The sequence below is a fragment of the Endomicrobiales bacterium genome, assembly GCA_023228045.1.
Lineage (GTDB): Bacteria > Elusimicrobiota > Endomicrobiia > Endomicrobiales > JALOBY01 > JALOBY01.
Genome location: JALOBY010000015.1, coordinates 18,137 through 34,668 on the forward strand (window position 1 = coordinate 18,137; position 16,532 = coordinate 34,668).

A 16,532-nucleotide genomic window follows, 5' to 3' on the forward strand; every position below is an offset into this window, starting at 1 on the left:
TTACTGTTCCAGCGGGCCTGCACCCGGCAAAAATTTTCCGGTTTTAACAAGTTCTTCTATTTTATATGTGCCAAGCTTGCGTGCTTTTAAAAAACCTGCCCATGCCGCATCGGCAAGGCGGCCCTTTTCGCGCAAATCAAAAAGCCATTCATCAGCATACTCAACAGGGCCAGGAGGAAAAATTCCCGCGTGAATTTCATCTAACCAACGGGCGTTGCTGTCTTCGTGCGCACCTATAGACGGCGCGATAATTATAGGAATACCAAGAGCACAGTAAAAAGATAACTCACTTGGTTTTGTCCAAAGCACATCGATTGTGCGAAGCATTTTATTAAATTTAAACAAATAATTTGTTATATCTTCATCAAATACTATCTTAATGGCATCGCCTATATACTCGGTTAATTTAAGCGCTTTTATATATTCAATAAATTTATCGCGCACTTCTACACGCACTCCGGCTGAAAGGAAAACTTTTATTTTCCCTTCAACAATTTTACCCCTTAAACTGTGCAGTAATTTTTGCGCTATTTCTGTTTGAGAACCGGCACCGCCAACTGCAAATGCAACCGTAAAAAAACTTTCGCGCTCATCGGGCAACTCTTCTTTGTTTAACAAATAAAACACATCTTTTTTGTATATTGAAAAAAACTTATTATAAGGGTCTAAACGCAGAAGCCGGTTAAATATATCTTCTTTTAAAATTTCTAAATCCTCTTTACTGCCAATGTTTTCTTTAGGCAATGGAAAACCAGTTAACAAAATATTTTCTTCCGGCACACCATAAGACATAAGCCGCTTTTTTATTTGCGTGCAGGGTATTAAATACTTTATTGAACTTCTTGACGGATATTCGCTAACCCACACCCTATTTATATCAGAATCGCAAACAATTAAATAGTTATCTACCGTGTTGCCAAGGCGCATATCTACGGCTATTGATGAGGCATAAAAACTGCTGACCACAGGGTTTGGGCTTTGGCGAACACGCATTATTGTGTTTTTGCATAGGTTTTCGTTGTTTATCAGATGCTTAAGATATTTTACGGCCCATGTTGGTTTGGAGTGATCTCTTGTAGGGTAATAGTAAGGTATTTTTTCCATAGTATTTAGCAACTTTATTATGTATCGCCCAATAACGAGAATGCGCTTGGCACTGGACATTACATAGTATATTTTTTTAAGCCGTGCCCATGTAAGGCACTCTTCGGCGGAAGAAAACTCATCTTTGCCCTCAACAACTATTTTTTGGCCGCAGGCAATATCTTTTAATGGGGTTGCAGCCCTCATATGCCCAAGCCCCATAATTGCGGAGATTACCCAGGCAAGGCCGCTTGCGCTTATGTGGGTGCCTTCTTTGTGTGGCTGCTGTTGCCAAACTTGGGACTCAGTTGATTCTTGTACGCCACCTTCAATATAGAGAATTTTGCTTTGCGCGCCAATGCGTATTTGCCTGCCACGCCAATTTACGCTGCTGTTAATAAATGGAGCCAGGTATACAATAAACAACATAATATCTTTTAGAAATACCGCCACAGGTAAAAGAAACAACACCTTAAAATTTTTTCTATCTATTCTACTTACCGCGAAAAGCACAATGTACTCTAAAACAACCTTAAACAAAAAAGCCGCCACATAAATAGTAACAGCTGTTTTACCCAAAAATATCGCAAAAATAAGCGACAATATTACCGGGTTTAATAATACCTCGCAAAAATAATGCTCGCGTTTTATGTTAAAGCGCAATTTTGCCCAGCGGGCTAATCGGTCATAAACCTTTTTAACGCTGGCACTTGAAGCATAATTTGTTACCCATGTATAGTTTGTGGATATATGAACCTTTTCTTTGGCGTAAATTTCGCCCATAACAAAATCTTCCGCCAAGTACTCTCTAAAACGCTCAAAGCCGCCAAGCTCTTCTAACTTTGCTTTTTCAATTAACATACTTTTGCCGACAATTAGGGGCATTTTTAAAAATTTCCATGCCGCTATAATGTTGCTTGAAACAAAAAAGTTCATATAGGAGTTTTCAATAATACTGCCAAGCGAGTTGCCGCCATCTCCACGAATAGGCGAAAATACAATTTTTGAACCTTTTGAGAGGTATTCGTGCACAAGATTTTTTAATGTATCGCGCTCAACACGGATGTTTGAATCGGTAATCCAGTATAACTGCCCTGTGGCAGATGGCTCCATATTTATTAGAGTGGTTATTTTGGGGTTTAATATTTTTTTAGATAAGACGCTTACAACTTTTGAGGGCACATCTGGGAATTTTTCCCTTGCTTTTTCTACGGCTTTAAGGCAGGCTGGGTCTTGGGTATCTAAACCAAAAACAATTTCATAAGACGGATAATCTATTGTAAAAAATGATTCTATATTTTCTTCTAAACCATCATCTAAACCACTTATTGGCTTTAAAATGGAAACTTTAGGCAATGTGCCAAAACCAAATAGCTCTTTATTTTTGGCCTTACTGTGCGCTACAAGCAAAGTCACATAAATAATAAGCAAAAGAAACGACAAACTTAAAAGTGTTATTAGTAAATAAAGCATTTTTCCCTTAACAAACTAATTCTTTAAATTACACGATTGTTGATTATATAATTCTGCCGGTGCTTTGTCTATACAAATTAATTTTAATATATTACCACACCAATTAAACTGTTATATCAAGCTAAGTTCTGTTTTTTCTACAAACCTGGCCGGCTGGTACGACTGCTTTGCTTTGCGAAGCCCGCTTATGCCCATATCTTCTTCTCTGTTTACGAACACAATATCTTTGGGCAACGACGAAACAAAAAAGTTATTTAATGCCTGATAGATGCCTTTATAACCCTGGTCGGCATTTTCGGTGTGAACTACCACAGTTGGGAAAATACCGTCGGAATACTCAAAGTGTCGTTCTATGCTTGCAATAGTTAGCCCGCATACTTTATTATTTATAAAAATTAAGCCGCCATAAAGTTCTAAAGCATTGTAGCTTTCAAGCAAAATGCAGGCAATGCAGTACAACTTCATATCTTTTGTATTAGTTGCCGTACCGGTAGAAATAGTTTTTGCAAACTCAATAGCAGCTGCAATGTTTGTTGAGCTTAACGGCTCGTAACTATAGCTGTATTTTTTTTGAAACTGCTTTATCAGGTTTCTCTTTGGAGAAAATTTTTCGCCTTTTAATTCACAAAGGTCGCTAAGTGAGTAAACATAGTCAAAAGAATCAAGTGTGCTTAGTGCGCTAAGCCCAGAAACATCTATGTTTTTAAGGCATACTTGTGAGATGTTTTTAAATACAACCTCTAAGCCGCTTTCTTTTTGATAAGCCCGAAGAAATGAGCATAAGCTTGCGAATTGTTGCGTGTAAGAAGCACTTGCGCTAAGCATAATGGGTTGGCCTACTATAAGTTTGTTTTCAAGCTGGCAGTGAATAAAAAGCAGCTCTTCAAAACGGCTTACTTTGTAGTTAAAGAAAGCATGCCAGCCATAAAGATTGTTAAATGTTATATCCGATAAAGACGGTTTTGTGTTTTTTTGCGCCTGCGCAAAAATTTCTCTGTGATCTATTGAAAACATATCAAAATCAGGGAAAGTTTTTATTTGCATCATTGTGTCTCCAGTTTTGTTAGATAACCTTTAATTTTTACACTTTTCCAAATGTATGAGAAAAAAACAAATGCCATTAGAAGATAAAATATGTTTAGCGCAAAAGCAATCCACAAAAAATTTGTATTGACTGTTTTATTTAAAACAATGCAACGCATTTGCTCAAAAATATAAGTTGGCGGAAGTGCGTATGACACCACTCTAAAAATTGGCGGCATTGTTGATATGGGATAGAAAACACCTACAAATGGCTGAATCATAAACGCAAGTCCCCATGCGAGAATTTCGGCGGATTGGCCAAATCGCACAATTACCGCTGTGGCAACTATTCCCACAACCCAGCCAAAAAGCAAAAGGTTAAAAACCGCCGGCACAAGGTAAAAACCCAAAGTAAAGTAATTATAACTATAAAGCCAAAATGCAAACAAAACCAAAAATGTCATTGTAATAAAGTGTTTTAGCATTCCGTATATTATAGCACCCGATAAAAACTCAAGAGGCGAAAGCGGCGATACAAACAGGTTAAGCATATTTCTTGCCCAAATATCTTCTAAAAATGTGACTGTTATGGATTGCTGCGCGCGAAACATAATATCCCACGATATAAGAGCCCCTAAAAAAAGCATAACAAAGTTTATGCCTTGCGGGCCGTGCGAATTTAAATATATTGTTGTAAAACCCCAAAGCAAAAGGTCTAACACCGGCCAAAAAAACATATCTATCCAACGAGAAAAGTTTTTTGGAAGCAGCAATATATGGCGCAAAACAATAGCAATTATTCTTTTGATTGCCGCCATTATTTTGCACCTCCTGATAAATTGCCTTCATTTTTTTCACCATCGCCTGCAAGCTCAAAAAAAACATTTTCCATATCTTTTTGCTTTAGCGATTGCACTAACTGCTCAGGTGTGCCAAAAGCTTTTATTTTGCCCTTATGCAAAAAAATAACTTCATCACAGAGCTGCTCAACTTCGTGCATATTGTGCGAGGTGTAAAGTATTGTGATGCCGTCTTTTTTTGCCATATCTTTTAGTTTGGCCCTTACTATTTTTGCGGAAATTGGGTCTAAACTTGAAGTTGGCTCGTCAAGACATAAAAACTTTGGGCTATTAAGCAAACTTTTAACAAGGTTTAAACGCGTTATCTGCCCTGATGAGAGCTGGCCAGTTCTTTTATTTTCAAGTCCGCTTAATTCAAACTCTTCTAATAGCTTTACTGCTCTCTTTTTCCATTGTTTAACATCGTATAGATATGAAAAAAATAAAAGATTCTCCATAACCTTTAAGTTCGACGGCAAACTTACATAGGTTGAAGAAAAATTCATTTGGCTAAGTACTTCCTGCCGGTGTTTTGCGATATCTTTATTAAAAATGCGAATACTTCCTGAAGTTTGCGTTATCAAGCCAAGCAGCATATAAATAGTTGTTGTTTTGCCAGCGCCGTTTGGGCCAAGCATACCGGTTATTATGCCTTCTTTTAGCGAAAATGTTATATCGTCAACGGCCTTTATGCCGTTAAACTCTTTAGTTAAATTGTTTACCTCTACAACGATCATTTTTTATCCTTTTTAAAACCTGATTACACAGATTGATAAGCATAGATTATACAGATTATAATTCATTAGTCTTTTTATCTGACAGCTTTTGTTTCCAAAATTGCATCCTGATATATTTTAATGTCCCCCTCACCTCAATCCTCTCCCTCGAGGGGAGAGGAAGCCAGAAGGGCAGGTGAGGGTGATGTAAAAGTATCTTTCGTTAAAACCAGGACCTGGCTCTTTGGGAATTTTAAAACAACAACCTATTTATCTTTTAAGTTTGTTTTATCTGTGTAATCACTCTTTAATCTGCGTAATCAAGACATCTTGAAGTATTCAAGATGTCTTTAACACATTGCGTTGTACGGGCAATTTGCGCATGTTCGCAAAACCAAATCGTCCGGTTCAAACGGTATTTTCGGGTTTACAATCTCTTCAAGAATTATTTTTAATGCCCGTTTATAATCAGACATTGTTATTTCTTTTGTTTCATTGTCTTCTTTTTTGAACAATTGCACTATTTTATTTTGTTTAAGGCCCCACAAAGCCGCATCTATCTCTTTTACCTGGTAATCTTTTAAAACTGCAAAAATATACATGGGCAGTTGAAACGACTTAACATATTTTTGTAACTCGCTTCTTGATGGCACAGCAGGGAATTCCTCACTGCCTATAGCAAGAGCCTTTGGGAGAGCTCCTGTTTTATAATCTAAAATTAAATATGAACCGTCCGAAAGCTGGTCAATTCTGTCTATTATTGCCGTGAAAGCAAAACTTTTTTTATCTAACTCAAGGTTAAAGTTAACTGTTTTCTCAAGGTCAATAATACAATCCACTTGGCGATTGCTTTCTGTATCTAAAAACTCTTCAAGCTTGCCGCTTAGCACATGATGCAGCAAAAACGCTTCAGGCCCAACTTTGCCTTCTAAATTATTTTTAAAATAATTGTCAAAATTATCAAAGAATTCATGGCGAAAATTTGCATCTATGTTGGGCTTTAAGCCAATAAATTTCTTAAAAGATTCTTGCAGAAAGCCATGCACTGCGGTGCCAAGTTCGCTACTATCAAGTTCTTCACCCACCTCTTCTTTTTCTTTAAGCCCAAGGACATATTGAAAGTAAAACCTTACCGGACATTGAAGATATGTATTTAGCGAACTTGCCGAATACACCCTGTTTTCTAAAAACTCACAGACCTCTTTTGTTTTTGCTATTGCACTTTTACCGGTAAATATTTTTGTAGAAAATGTTGCTCTTTTGACACTCTCAGCAATTAAGGCACCCTTAGACCTTTCTTTTGCCCAAAGCAGTTGTTCAATAAACCTGCTGCGCTCTTTGGTGCCGTCTTCAATATAAATAAGCGTGGAATTTTTTGCTCCTGCAAGCAATCGTGTAAAATGGTATCGTTGTATTTCTTCTTCGTTTTCTTTGCTTTTTAGCTTAAGCGATGCTCTCACCTGAGCGGGTATCAGCGGCTCTACGGAGCTAACATTTGGCAAAACCGCTTCGTTAACATCTATCAAAACAACATTCTCAAAGTTAATTGAACGCGATTCCAAAAAACCTAAAACTTGTAACCCATTTAATGGAGTACCCTTAAATGAAACCGTCTTACCACCAAGTAAATCTAAAAACATTGCGCAAAGCTCTTCTTGAGGCATTATAACTTTCGCGCAAGAAGACATTTTTAGCTCATCAATATAATCAAAAACAATTTTCCCCGCCTTTACATTTTGCGGGTACGACAAGAACCTGCTCTTTTCGGAGAGTTCTTTTATAAGCGTTTCATAGGCGCAACATAAATCATAAAGTGTTTGCGCGCTTTTCCAGTTATAAAAAACCACTTTGTTTATAAATTCAATTAAGCCGGTGATTATTCCCAAATTTATATTAAAACCCATAGCAGCGTATGTGTTTGCAATTTCATTTAACACAACGCGATCGCTTTGAAAAACTTGCGGGTCTATGAAAAGCTTACCAGAGTTTGGAGATATTGGCTTTCCGCTTAGAACCTCTTCAATTTTATGAACCGCTATTCTTGTAAGTGCACCCGAGTTTATATTAAAGCTTTTTATAAGCGGGTGGCTTATGGCATTAACATACAACTTTGCACGGCACTCCCCATCTTTAATACTGCACAACAACTCCGTAATATTTTGTGCAAGAGAGTAAAATGGTGTTCTGCGCAAAGGGTAACCACAGGAAACATTTAACTTTTTTACGCTTGGCGCAACTTCTGAAAGAACCGGCATTAAAGAATTAGAATCGGGCAATATAAGCGCGCTTTTGCAACAAGGCGCGCCATTTGAGTGCAAAACATCTTTTGCAAGTATTGCCTGTGAATATAAATCTGTCGCGCAAATAAGTTTTGGTTCGGCAATTTTATGACTGCTTTGCGGCTCTATTTTGCAGGCAAAATATTTCGCGTTCTCACCCAATGCCTCCCACTGCAAAGCTGAACCCTGAAAAATTAACACAACTTTGCCAGTATCATAAAGCTTTTTTATAAAAACTTTCTCACTTTTATGAAGGTAAAATAAACCGCAAAAAATTATTTTATCAAAATGCTTAAAGGCATCTATTTTTAGTGACTCTGCGCAAAAACTGTAAGCCATAGCTCTTGTAAATTTATTTTCTTGCTTAAATTTGTTTTGGTAAATTTGCTTTAATGCTGCTATGTGCGTTAATAGCTTATTTACTTTTAGCGACCCATCAAACCCAATATCAGAGGTGTCGGAAAGTTTTGATAATAACTCTTGCGGCACCATTTCAATTTCTAACTCTTCAATAAAATTGAATATTTCGTTTGCCCAAGGCAGAAAATTTTTAAAACTCTCTCTTTGGTGCAATAAATCCGGTGCGCATTCTTTTGCGCTTTCAAAAATCGCATAGGCGGCATCAATTGAGCTGATACCTGCGCAATTTGTTGCCTGTGCGGCACTCTGCCACATAAGCTCATCCATAGAATAAAACTTTGGCGGCAAAAACGGTTGGGAAATTTTTTCAAAAAGATATTGCCTGGCAAACAACGCCGGCCTTTTGCCGCCAAAAACAACCGCGCAATTTGACATGTCGTATTGCGAGCGCGCTGCCTCTAACACCTGCTCGCAGGCGCTTGCTATTAAATCTTCAGATAGGTTTATATTTATTATGTTTCCCATTTATTCTTTTACCCAAATCACTTCTTGCGTATCAATATAAACAATTGCGCCTTTTACTTTTTTTGGTGCAAAAACAGGACAAATGGTATCTATGTAATTTTGCACCTGTGAGATATGTTCCACAATGTTATCTTTTGAGCTTTTGAAATCTACAACTAAAACATTTTCGCCAACTACAAGGCGGTCCATTCTTAGCGTAAAACCATTTGCGTCTTGTATTTCTCTTTCGCAAGATACTTCGGCTTGTTCATTAAAGAAAACATCTTTTAATTCTTTTGAGCTGATAAATTTATAAATTTCAGTATTGAAACTTTCAAGATTTTTATTTGTAAAAATTGAATTTAAAGCAAACGCGGCGGCACTGCTTGCGATTTTAGAAATTTCCACCTCACTAAGAGCTGACAAATTGCCAATTTTTGAAAGCACCAGGTGATACAACTTCCCGTTTTTTATAGCAACGCGGCCTTTTATTTCCTCACTTGCTGGAAACTCGCTTCGCAAAAACTCAAGCCAGTCGCGGCAATCGGGCTGCGGCATTTTATTTGAGCTTGCAAGCTCGGGCATTATCAAACTATTTTCAATATTGCCCTGTTTTGTTTCATTTAATAAAAAGCGCGCAAGGTTGTTTGAGTTTCGGCTGTTGGCAGGAACGAAAACGAACAACTCTTTTTTGGCTCTGGTTAAAGCCACATAAGCAACATTAAAAGCATCTATTATTTTGGGCTTTTTTATATCCATATACAAATTTTTAAGTTCTTTTGAATATCCCGCTTCTTTTAAGCCGGCTTTTATAAGTGAAAGCTTTCCATTATATTCAACTGTTTCCACCTCATCCCTGTGGGCACCAAAATCAAATGCAAACGCTGGTAAAACAACCGCGTCAAACTCAAGGCCTTTTGCCTTGTGAATGCTTAAAACCTGCACAGCATCTACATCGGCAGATGGAATGCAGAGTTTTTTTGGGTCAAGCGTTAAAAGGTACTCATTAAATGTTGCGTACTCACCAAGCTTTTCTTCACCCTCTTTTATGATGTTTAAAAGCCAGACAAAGAACACTTCATTGCCTGGGAAGTTTTTAAATATCGCAAACTTTTCAATAAATGTAGAGAAATACTCATAAAGCGGCATAAACCCGGCACTTGAAAAAAGCGGGGCAATTAAACTATCCCATGCGGTTTTGTAATGTTTTTCAAAAGCTCTATAGAGATAATCCTGCCTATTTGTTTTATGCCAATTAAAAATAAAATTGCGTATTTCTTCTTGTGAAATTTTGGATGCTTTGGTAAAAACCTCACCTTCAATAAATGTGGCAAATGCCAGATTATCTATGGGCGAATTAAGAAATGTCATAAATGCAATGCTTTGGCAAATTAGACAGTTTTGCAGTATATTTGTTGTGGCGTCCGACTTTACTGGAATGTTTTTTTCTAAAAGCCATTGCGTGAACTGCGCTGCGTCTTTATTGTCATTTACAAGCACCGCAATAGAGCTGTAAGCATATCTGCTTTTAAGCTCAACAATTGTTTTTAAAAATTTTTCTTTTAAATAATCTCCCCACTCCTGCTTAGTTTTCTCTTTCTTGTCGCCATAATATTGCACCGAAACAAAACCAGACGAGCTGCTCATTGCATTTTGCGTAACTCGTTCAAAGTTTGAAAGCAACGCATCTTTTACACTATTTATGTTTTCCACAAGTACATTATCGTCAGAATTAATTTTAATGATTTCAATAAACGCGCAAAGGTTTTCTTTTGAAAACACAGCATTGTTAAACTCAACTATCTCTTTAGCACTGCGATAGTTATTTAATAGCGAACTTTTCTGAGGATTGTACTTTTCAAGCTGTGTGTAGGCGGAAGCAAATATTTTACTATCACCGCCACGAAAACCGTAAATTGCCTGCTTTACATCGCCAACTATCCACACCGACCCATTTTCGCAAGAAAGCGCTTCTTCAATTAAAGGGGTTAGGTTTCTCCACTGAAGCGGGTTTGTGTCTTGAAATTCATCTAATAATAAGTGGGAATAGCGCGCGGCGAGATGTAAGTATATTTCAGATGGGTTAACGCCTTTATATTGCGCAAGTTCCTGCATACGGCCATTTAACTCAATTAGGAAAAGCTGGTCTTTGTGCTTTGCTATGCGTCCAACCTCGGATAAAACAGCATTATAAACATCTAAATACGAATTGTAGTAACTACCCGCCTCTGCAAGCGCAATGCTTGCAAGCTCTTCTTTAACTTTGGCAAATATATACTCTGCTTCCTCATTGCTTTCATTGTTTTTTGTAATTTCTATTTTTTCTTTTTTATAGTATGCACCCAAGCCCTCAACACTGAAATAAATACCTGTTTCGTTAGTTTTATTTATCGCCTTTATAAAGCCCTTATGCGTGCCTTTCGGGAGTTTTTCTAAAAGCTGAGCATTTAACTTTATAAAACTTTCTCTTTTTGCTTTTATGTCTTGCGTGCTAAGTGCAAATGGTTTGGCAAAATCAAAGCCGCAAGACGCGCTTTCATTGTAAAGTTGTGAAACAGTACTCAACAACTTATCTGAAAACAACCAAACAACAGTATCATTTTGCATTCTATATCTATCGGCAAACTCAATAAACTCATTTTTTAATACTGTATCGTTTTGTGCGTTTGTAAGCGCAACTTGAAGTGCTTCGGACAATGCTTCCTTGTGGCTTGACTCTACCGAAAAAGATGCGCTAAGGCCTAATTCAAAAGCAAAACCATCCAGAACGGCTTTTACAAAACTGTCTATGGTTTGCACACGAAACTTGCCATAGCGCTTGAAAATTCCATCAAGCACTTCCACCGCTTTATTTTTTAATTGTTCTTGTGTTAGTTGTGAGCCGTGCAACAGCTCAGCTTTTTCGTTTGGGTTTTCAAAGCTGTCAAACGCTATTTTTTTAAGGAACAGCAATATGCGCCGCTTCATTTCTAAAGCGGCTTTGTTGGTAAAAGTTATGGCAAGAATTGAGCTTGGGTCGGCATAAAAACCGGATTTTTCAAGCCCAAGCGCAAGGCGAACATATCTTTTTGCTATGGCAAATGTTTTGCCTGATCCGGCAGATGCGGATATTATTTGTGCCCGCTCTGAGCTTAAATTAGTTTGGTTTTTTTGCATTAAAATAAATTGTGCCTTTTTACGGAGAATGTATATACGAGAAGTGTCTACTAAATAGTATTTACTTAAATAACAGCTTTTTGTTTAAAGTTTAAAAGAATTTAAATACCTGTTTATATGTGTTGAGAATTCTTTCAAAAAAACTCATTTCAGTTCCCTTTCCATGTCGCGATCCATATCTCTGCGGCGAAGTGTCTCTCTTTTATCACCTGCATGTTTGCCCTTACCAAGGCCAAGTTTTACCTTTGCAAAACCGTGTTCGTTAAAAAAAATTTCTAAAGGCACAACAGTTAACCCTTTTTCTTTGGCTTTGCTTTCCAAACGGCCAATTTCAGTTTTATGAAGTAAAAGTTTTCTTTTGCGAGTGGGGTTAAAATCTAAAACATGGGTTGAAATTTTTTCATAGGGGTTGATATGCACATTTTCTAAAAACGCTTCCCCTTTGGCAAAACCAATATAACCATCAGATATATTGGCAAGCGCGCCGCGCAATGCTTTTACCTCATAACCCAAAAGCGCGATGCCGGCCTCTATAGTTTCAAGTATGCTGTAATTATGAAACGCTTTTCTGTTTGTTGCTACTGTTTTTTTATCCATTGGAAGGTATTTCCCTGTTTTGCCCTTAGTGTTCTTAAACTGAGTTAGTAAATTGGTTGGTGCCGAGGGCGAGATTTGAACTCGCACACCGTTGAAGGCACAGGCTTCTGAGACCTGCGTGTCTGCCAGTTCCACCACCTCGGCATTGCTTTTTAGGCGGGTAATAGTATATCATTTGGCAGAAAGTTATGTCAAAAAACCCAAAAAACCTATCAATTGAATTTAAAAAGCTGGCAGATATTATGCAAAAACTGCGCGGGCAAGGCGGCTGCGCATGGGATAAAAAGCAAACTCACTCCTCGCTTGTTAAGTACCTTTTTGAAGAAGCAAAAGAGGTGCGTTTGGCTGTGCGCAAGCGTGACTGGGTTAATTTAGAAGAAGAGCTGGGTGATATTTTGCTGCAGGTGGTTTTTCACAGCCAGATAGCAAAAGAAAACGGGCACTTTGAGCTAAAAGATGTTGTGTACAGCATTTGCGAAAAGCTTGTGCGCAGACATCCGCATGTTTTTGGCGGTAAAAAAATTAAATCTACAAAAGATATTTTAAAACAATGGGATGAGATAAAAATATTGGAGAAGAATAAAAAATATAGCACCAAAATTTAGATTTTGAATTATGAAATGTAAAAACAAGTAAAATCGTAACAAACACTTAAACTATTATTACTAAAATACTCATTTTTTCCAGAAACCATTTGTTCTTCTTCATTGCTCCCTGATAGGTATTTATTAATACTCTAATGTATTATACAGATACCAACGCAAAGTCCAGTTCAATATCGTAATATCTAACCACATTTCCTATTTTCTTTTTCTTAAGGCATCATAAACACCCTTAAAAGAAGTAATAAACATTACAGTAAATATAAATAAAGCATGTTCATATTTTTCTTTGATTGTTGGAACATATTCTTGTATACCGTCTCCACCACCAAATAGAGGGTCTGCATTTTCAGTATCTATATAACTACCAAGATTTGACGAACATAACCAAGAAGCAAACAATGAAACCAAAAGAATATTTAAATATATTCTCCAGGCAGGTTTCTTTGAATTTTCAGTTAAATCGCTTGAAACTTTATATATTGCATAAACAACACATACTCTCAAAAATAATCCAAATACTTTTAAAAATACATCTTCATAATTTATGTTCATTTTATTTACCTATGAACCTTAGGTGATTCCATCGCTTTACTTTCTTACATATTGGAAGGATTTTAAAAAATTAATCCCGCATTCTGAATCAGTTCCACGGCATCAGCTTTTTCCACCATGGCCTTGCCTGCATATCAAGAACTTTTAAGCGCTGCGAACTTTGTACCTTTACCACACCTATAACCCCAGGCGCATAACTTAACTCTATTTGAATTTCACCCTCAATATTTTCAACCTTTTGAACCTGCACAGGCATTGGCAATAACTGTCCGCCTCGTTTTGTGCCGATAAGGTTTGCCAAATAATGCGCTATGTCTCTTGTATCGGTAATTTTTGAAAGCACAACATCGCCAACTTCAATGTTTTTTACCGGCTTGCCACCTTGGTCAAAAGCAATTTCAACTTCTATGCGGATTTTGCCCGGGTCACTAAAATCTTCATAGACATCTTGCTGATTTTGGTTTGGCGCGCCATCTAAATGCTTAAACTGGGCAATGTTTAATTGCTCTAATGCTATTAGCGCGTGTATTTTCTCAGTGCCAAAAAACGCCTCAAGAGTGCTGCGCACAGTATCTAACTGGCCATTTGAAAAAACATCGGCCTGCTGTTCTATGTAAACCCTTAAAGCAGTTTCGAAGTTTTGCGTGTACTCAGGCAAACTGCCATCCATAATTCTGCACGCGAAAATATTTCTTTCAAAACTAAACCAGTTCATTTGTTCTGAGTTTTCGTAAACTGATGGATTGTAAGAAAAAACCGCTCCAAAACGCAAAATTTGGCGGCTTTTCATATTAAACAACAAACACACCAGACCACAAATGTTTTTTTCTTCTAATATAAACCTGCCTTTAACAACCAATACATGCTTAAGCAGTGTTCCTATGGTGCTTGCGGCCTTTTCAAGGTCGCCGTTTACAAGCTCTAAGGCAAGCTCGGCTTCGCCTTGTTCGCAGCCGGTTTCTTCCATTAGCAATTTTAATTTATATTTTTCCATAATTTATTGATTGCTACCCTCTCGGGTGCGCCTTTTGATAAACTTTTTTTAAACTTTCAATAGTTACATGCGTATATATTTGCGTTGTTGCCAAACTTTTATGCCCAAGCATTTCTTGCACACTGCGCAAGTCGCACCCACGGTCTAAAAGGTGCGTGGCAAATGTGTGGCGTAATGTGTGCGGGCTAACTTTTTTTGCAAAACCAGCCAACTCAAACCATTTATGCAATGTTTTGCGCGCCCCGCGGCTGGAAATTCTTTTGCCGGATTTATTTACAAAAATCGCGGAAGCAGGTGAGCGTGTATGGTCAAATGTTGTATCTTCTTTTTCGCGGCTTTGCAGATAAGTTTTTAATGCTATAAGAGAGCTGTTACCAACCGGCACTATGCGCTCTCTATCGCCTTTGCCCCAAACCCTCACAGAACCAGCCATAAAATCTAAGTCGGCCAAATTTAAGCTTACAAGCTCTTCAATTCTCAGCCCGCTTGAGTATAAAAGCTCAAGCATTGCCCTATCTCTCAAGCCAAGTTTTGGTAAAGCAAATAGCTTTTCAACTTCCTGCTCGCTAAGAAATACCGGGACCCTTTTTTCTTTTTTTGGTGTTGATAAATAAATAAACGGGTTTTGAGTTGTTAACTCTTCGCGGTTTAAGTATTTATAAAAAGACCTTACCGCCGCAATTTTTCTTATAACTGAAGACCTTTTTAATGGGGCTTTTTGCAGGTACGAAAAATAATCGCGTAAAATGGTTCTGCCGCACTCAATTATTTTTTTGCCGGGGTAGTTTTGCGTTATAAAAGAATAGAAATCCAACAAATCCGATTCGTATGCTCTGGTTGTATGGCGCGAAAAATTTCTTTCGGCTTTTAAGTTGCGCAAAAAGCCGAGCGCGTATTCGTCAAGAGCAATGTTTTCAACTCTTTGCATTTATTTCTTTATCGGGTGCGTTTAGAGCATCGCTATCCTGCTCTGGAACCTTTTTTATATTCCTGCACTTTGGGAAAGCAGAGCAAGCAAGAAACGGTCCTCTTTTGCTAACCCTTTTAAACATTATACTGCCGCATTTATCACACTTAAACTCTGTTTTTTCCGGCTCAGGCCTTATAACTTTATTGCCTTCTTTATCTAATGAGAAAGTTGTTTTGCATTTTGGAAAACCACTGCAAGCAATAAACTTGCCACGGCGGCTGTCGCGCAAAACCATTGGAAGGCCGCATTTTGGACAAACCTCATTTGTTTTTTCCGGAGCAACTTTTTGCCTTACTAAATTTTTCTCAGCGGCAGCAAGGTCTTTTTCAAATGGAATATAAAACTCTTTAACCACTTCCCGCCATTTATACTTTCCTTCAGCTATTAAATCAAATTTTTCTTCAACGCCCGCGGTAAAGTTTACATCTACCACTTCCGGGAAATTTTTTACAAGTATTTCATTTACAACTACTCCAAGATCAGTCGGGTAAAACCGCTTAGTTTCAAGCCGCACATAGAGGCGCTCTAAAATTGTGTTAATTGTCGGCGCATATGTTGATGGCCTGCCTATGCCTTTTTCCTCTAATGCCTTAATTAAGCTCGCTTCATTGTAACGAGGCGGCGGCTCGGTAAAGTGTTGTTCTTGCAATAGTTTTATAAGGTTTAACTTTTCATTTAAAGCTAAATCCGGCAGGCGGCCTTCTTCATCGGCGGCTTCGTCATTTTCTTGTGTAAAACCGTAAACATCCAAGAATCCGGCAACTTTTAAAACCCTGCCGTTTGCCCTAAAGCCATAAACACCGGCAGTAATTTCGGCGGTTATTGTGTCAAAAATTGCATCGGCCATTTGGCTTGCAAGAAACCTGCGCCATATTAAATCGTAAAGTTTTAATTCATCCGCAGTAAGGTAACCTTTTACTTTTTCTGGCTCACGCGCAACCAATGTTGGGCGAATTGCTTCGTGCGCTTCTTGCGCGCCTTTTGCTTTTGTTTTATAAATACGAGGTTTTTCCGGCAGGGCTTTTTTTGTGAATTTTTTTGTTATGTATTCCTGCGCCTCTTTTTGCGCGCTTTGGGCTATGTTTAATGAGTCGGTTCTCATATAGGTTATTAAACCTACGGCATCCTCGCCGCCAAGCCCCATACCTTCATAAAGTTTTTGCGCAACCATCATTGTTTTTTTTGCGCTAAAACCAAGCCGGCGCGAGGCATCCATCTGCAATGTTGAGGTTGTATAAGGCGCAAAAGGCGACCTGCGGCGGTCTTTGCGGTCAATTTTTGTAACCTCATAGTCGGCGCCTTTTAAAGAGCTGAGTATCTTTGTTGCCTGAGATTCGTTTTCTATTGATAATTTATCTACCTTCTTGCCCGCCTGAGAAAC

The 16,532-nt window shown here is 38.0% G+C and carries 12 protein-coding genes and 1 tRNA gene; 1 reads left to right on the plus strand and 12 read right to left on the minus strand.

The window, feature by feature from the left end; all coding sequences use genetic code 11:
* The 8 genes from M0Q46_04560 to M0Q46_04595 form a co-directional block, all read right to left on the minus strand.
* Positions 1-2,556 (minus strand): glycosyltransferase, encoded by a 2,556-nt coding sequence (locus M0Q46_04560; GenBank protein ID MCK9582870.1) that lies wholly within the window; start codon positions 2,554-2,556, stop codon positions 1-3.
* A gap of 111 nt (positions 2,557-2,667) precedes the next feature.
* Positions 2,668-3,603 (minus strand): phosphatidylglycerol lysyltransferase domain-containing protein, encoded by a 936-nt coding sequence (locus M0Q46_04565; protein ID MCK9582871.1) that lies wholly within the window; start codon positions 3,601-3,603, stop codon positions 2,668-2,670.
* Positions 3,600-4,397, minus strand: coding sequence for an ABC transporter permease (locus M0Q46_04570; protein ID MCK9582872.1), 798 nt, complete (start codon positions 4,395-4,397; stop codon positions 3,600-3,602). The genes M0Q46_04565 and M0Q46_04570 overlap by 4 nt, the downstream gene beginning before the upstream one ends.
* Positions 4,397-5,155, minus strand: a complete 759-nt coding sequence (locus tag M0Q46_04575; protein ID MCK9582873.1) for an ABC transporter ATP-binding protein — start codon at positions 5,153-5,155, stop codon at positions 4,397-4,399. The genes M0Q46_04570 and M0Q46_04575 overlap by 1 nt, the downstream gene beginning before the upstream one ends.
* A gap of 329 nt (positions 5,156-5,484) precedes the next feature.
* Positions 5,485-8,298, minus strand: a complete 2,814-nt coding sequence (locus M0Q46_04580; GenBank protein MCK9582874.1) for a PD-(D/E)XK nuclease family protein — start codon at positions 8,296-8,298, stop codon at positions 5,485-5,487.
* Entirely contained in the window at positions 8,299-11,433 is a 3,135-nt protein-coding gene (locus M0Q46_04585; protein MCK9582875.1) for a UvrD-helicase domain-containing protein, read from the minus strand.
* A gap of 144 nt (positions 11,434-11,577) precedes the next feature.
* Positions 11,578-12,030: an SsrA-binding protein SmpB gene (gene smpB, locus M0Q46_04590; protein MCK9582876.1), complete on the minus strand. Its 453-nt coding sequence runs from the start codon at positions 12,028-12,030 to the stop codon at positions 11,578-11,580.
* Between the two features lie 57 nt (positions 12,031-12,087).
* A tRNA-Leu gene (locus M0Q46_04595) sits at positions 12,088-12,174 on the minus strand.
* A gap of 44 nt (positions 12,175-12,218) precedes the next feature.
* On the opposite strand from M0Q46_04595, the gene M0Q46_04600 reads away from it, so the two are divergent.
* Complete coding sequence (locus M0Q46_04600; GenBank protein MCK9582877.1) at positions 12,219-12,635, plus strand: MazG family protein; 417 nt, start codon at positions 12,219-12,221, stop codon at positions 12,633-12,635.
* A 195-nt stretch (positions 12,636-12,830) separates the two neighbouring features.
* Here the strand turns inward: M0Q46_04600 and M0Q46_04605 are convergent, their stop codons facing one another.
* From M0Q46_04605 to topA, 4 genes are all read right to left on the minus strand, one after another.
* The gene (locus tag M0Q46_04605) at positions 12,831-13,187 is read right to left on the minus strand and encodes a hypothetical protein (GenBank protein ID MCK9582878.1); all 357 of its coding nucleotides are present in this window, start codon (positions 13,185-13,187) and stop codon (positions 12,831-12,833) included.
* An 88-nt stretch (positions 13,188-13,275) separates the two neighbouring features.
* Complete coding sequence (locus tag M0Q46_04610) at positions 13,276-14,181, minus strand: hypothetical protein (GenBank protein ID MCK9582879.1); 906 nt, start codon at positions 14,179-14,181, stop codon at positions 13,276-13,278.
* Positions 14,182-14,194: 13 nt separating this feature from the next.
* The gene (locus M0Q46_04615) at positions 14,195-15,109 is read right to left on the minus strand and encodes a tyrosine recombinase XerC (GenBank protein ID MCK9582880.1); all 915 of its coding nucleotides are present in this window, start codon (positions 15,107-15,109) and stop codon (positions 14,195-14,197) included.
* The coding region (gene topA, locus M0Q46_04620; protein MCK9582881.1) for a type I DNA topoisomerase at positions 15,096-16,532 on the minus strand (1,437 nt) is incomplete at its 5' end. The genes topA and M0Q46_04615, both read right to left, overlap by 14 nt.

What these genes read in the sequence shown, in the direction of transcription:
- M0Q46_04560 (MCK9582870.1), bottom strand. Translation starts at nt 2,556, where the DNA reads ATGCTTTATTTACTAATAACACTTTTAAGTTTGTCGTTTCTTTTGCTT.
- M0Q46_04565 (MCK9582871.1), bottom strand. Translation starts at nt 3,603, where the DNA reads ATGATGCAAATAAAAACTTTCCCTGATTTTGATATGTTTTCAATAGAT.
- M0Q46_04570 (MCK9582872.1), bottom strand. Translation starts at nt 4,397, where the DNA reads ATGGCGGCAATCAAAAGAATAATTGCTATTGTTTTGCGCCATATATTG.
- M0Q46_04575 (MCK9582873.1), bottom strand. Translation starts at nt 5,155, where the DNA reads ATGATCGTTGTAGAGGTAAACAATTTAACTAAAGAGTTTAACGGCATA.
- M0Q46_04580 (MCK9582874.1), bottom strand. Translation starts at nt 8,298, where the DNA reads ATGGGAAACATAATAAATATAAACCTATCTGAAGATTTAATAGCAAGC.
- M0Q46_04585 (MCK9582875.1), bottom strand. Translation starts at nt 11,433, where the DNA reads ATGCAAAAAAACCAAACTAATTTAAGCTCAGAGCGGGCACAAATAATA.
- smpB (MCK9582876.1), bottom strand. Translation starts at nt 12,030, where the DNA reads ATGGATAAAAAAACAGTAGCAACAAACAGAAAAGCGTTTCATAATTAC.
- M0Q46_04600 (MCK9582877.1), top strand. Translation starts at nt 12,219, where the DNA reads ATGTCAAAAAACCCAAAAAACCTATCAATTGAATTTAAAAAGCTGGCA.
- M0Q46_04605 (MCK9582878.1), bottom strand. Translation starts at nt 13,187, where the DNA reads ATGAACATAAATTATGAAGATGTATTTTTAAAAGTATTTGGATTATTT.
- M0Q46_04610 (MCK9582879.1), bottom strand. Translation starts at nt 14,181, where the DNA reads ATGGAAAAATATAAATTAAAATTGCTAATGGAAGAAACCGGCTGCGAA.
- M0Q46_04615 (MCK9582880.1), bottom strand. Translation starts at nt 15,109, where the DNA reads ATGCAAAGAGTTGAAAACATTGCTCTTGACGAATACGCGCTCGGCTTT.